The sequence below is a fragment of the Anaerofustis butyriciformans genome (assembly GCF_036289385.1).
Classification (GTDB): Bacteria; Bacillota; Clostridia; order Eubacteriales; family Anaerofustaceae; genus Anaerofustis; species Anaerofustis butyriciformans.
This window is the reverse complement of sequence record NZ_JAYFFH010000014.1, coordinates 1-2,592: the sequence shown is the minus strand read 5'-3', so window position 1 is coordinate 2,592 and position 2,592 is coordinate 1. Positions and strand designations below refer to the sequence as shown.

Below are 2,592 nucleotides of genomic sequence, written 5' to 3'. Positions count from 1 at the left end.
ATTCATGATATAGTTCTGTAGCCAGTACTGAATCCCTTGTTCTTCTTCCATTCTTATCCGTTTCTTTATAACATATGAATACATCAAAAGGTTCTTCTTTCTTTGATATTTCAAGTATCACCTTTTGTATCTCGTCTATTTCTCTTGCCTGTTCTTCGTATATTCTCTTTTGTTCTTCACTTGCATATTTTATTGCAAGTTTATAGTCTCCATCTGCAAATACTGATGTATAATGGGTTCTATTTATTGTAGGTACTATTTTTTGTGTTATTGGATCTTCTACATATTCTATTCCATATTTACATAATACCAAACACCAATAGGCCTCTGCATCTGTGCTGTCATCTTCCAATATACTTTCATATACCTTTAATGCTCTATCGTATTCGTTATTCCTTCTTAGTTCACTGGCTGCATTATATAAATTTTCTCTTTTTTCGTCATTTAATAGAGGTAATGTCTGTTTTGTACCGCAATACTCACATACTCCTACCTCTTGATTTTCTTCTATTCTTAACGTGCCGCCACACATCTTACATTTATACTCTGCCATCTTTTCCCCTAACTCTTTCTTATATGAAATTATTCTTTAAGAATCATAATATCGTCTCTATCATTTAATTCCATAATTTCATCATATTCTTGTCCTTTAACAAAAATTTTACCTTTTTCATCAATACCTAAAGAATAATATTTACCAGCATATACTTTTTCAATATTTTTCCAATTTTGTAAATCACATTGAGAATAATCATTATTACCAACAGCAACAACTTTTCCATTCAATTTTAAGCCAATAATATGATTTTCACTAATTGAAATTTCCTTAATATCTTTCCAATTTACTATATCCTCTTCATAATCAGAAAAACCCACAACTTTAACATTGTTATCTTTTGTTACACAAACTGTAGAATAATCATCAACACATATACTTTTTATATCATTTAGATATTCTACATCGCACTGTCCGTTGCTGTTATCTCCGCAGGCAACAACAGTCCCATCAGCTTTAAGCCCTACAATATGATTATTACTTACATCAATATCTACAATATTTGTCCAGTTAGAAACATTACTAAACAATCCATCCTCATCATTTAACACCATTACTGTGCCATCTGCTTTTAAACCTACAAGGTAATCGCTACTTGAAGATATTTCTTTTATATTATTCCATTCTCTTAAATCGTAAGATTGATCATAATAGCTACTTAAATGTTTTAAAACTACATCTCCATTAGATTGTAAACCTACAACAAAATCATCACATATAGAAACAGAAACAATATCTCTCCATTCAGAAATGTTAGTTTCATTATGATTGTTTTCATTTCCTACATATTCAAACAAATCACCATTATAGAAAACTGTACCATCATTTTTTACTGCTATAATATTATTATCAATAAAGTCAACCGTATGTTTTTTTACTCCAACTTTAGAAAAACACTCTTGCTGTTTTCTTTTCGCATCTTTATAATCTCCCGCTTCTTTATAATAAATTGCAGCCTTACCATAATCTTTATTTTTTTCATAAGAAGCAGCTTCTTCATACTTAAGCATTGAATAATATTTATCATGCTGATATCTTGCATCACTATAATCTCCTGCTAACTCAAAATAATAAAGAGCAGAATCATAATCACCCATTTGAACATATTCCATTGCTTTTTTATAATCTTTTTCAGGATTAATATACATATCATGCACAAACAATACAATAATAATTACTGCCATTACAGGAAAAAGAATATAAGCAATTTTCTTTTGTATGTTTTTTACTTTTTCATAATTATTATCTTTTGATTTTCTTTTCTTATCAAATTCTTCAATTTTTCTTTTACATTCTTCAATTTCATTATCAACATTGCCCCAACCTTTAATTTGTTGCAACATCTCAATAGTTTTTTTATAACCTTCTACAGTTTTCTTTCCTTTTTCGGCTAAAGCTCTATCATAAATTATTTTATTTATTCCATCATGACATCTATTTAATAACTCTAATGAATATTCAAATTCAGAAAATTGTTCAATTTCGTCTATAATCTCTTGATAATCTTCTATTGTTTGTGCATATTTTATTTTTCTTAAACAAGCATTATAAACAACGTCATTTTCTGCTTTTTTCATATTATATTTATTACTTTCAACACATGAATATAATTCTTGTTTAATATCTTCATCCCCAAAACTCATCACTCTTTTATAGTTAGAGCTTAAAGAAAAATCTTCGTTACATTCTTTTAATTCCTCTAATGTTGACAAACCATACTCAATTAAAAGTCTATAAAGATACGCTTTTGCATTTTCAGGTTCCATATCAAGAACTCTTTCACAGTACTCACTGGCACTCTCAAAGTCCTTATCTTCAAGAAACAACTCAATTCTCTTTATTAGATTGTCAACACTTACATTTTCATTTAAAATAATTTTTTGTGATGTTATATCTTCTTCTTGTCCAAGAATTTTATCTATTCCTCTTATTAAGTCCTGCATAAAACCTAATTTGCTCATATCTTGTGCTTGCAGGTTTGAAAATTCTTCTGGTAAATCATATGGGTCCATGTCTCTGTACGCAGGTATTAAAAC

At 28.7% G+C, this 2,592-nt stretch carries 2 protein-coding genes; both read right to left on the bottom strand.

The features are described 5' to 3' along the window. Positions 1–553, bottom strand: a 553-nt coding sequence (locus V2W16_RS11090; RefSeq protein WP_329385899.1) for a TFIIB-type zinc ribbon-containing protein, incomplete at its 3' end; no start/stop codon positions are given. A 29-nt stretch (positions 554–582) separates the two neighbouring features. Beyond that, positions 583–2,592, bottom strand: a 2,010-nt coding sequence (locus V2W16_RS11085) for a hypothetical protein (protein WP_329385896.1), incomplete at its 5' end; no start/stop codon positions are given.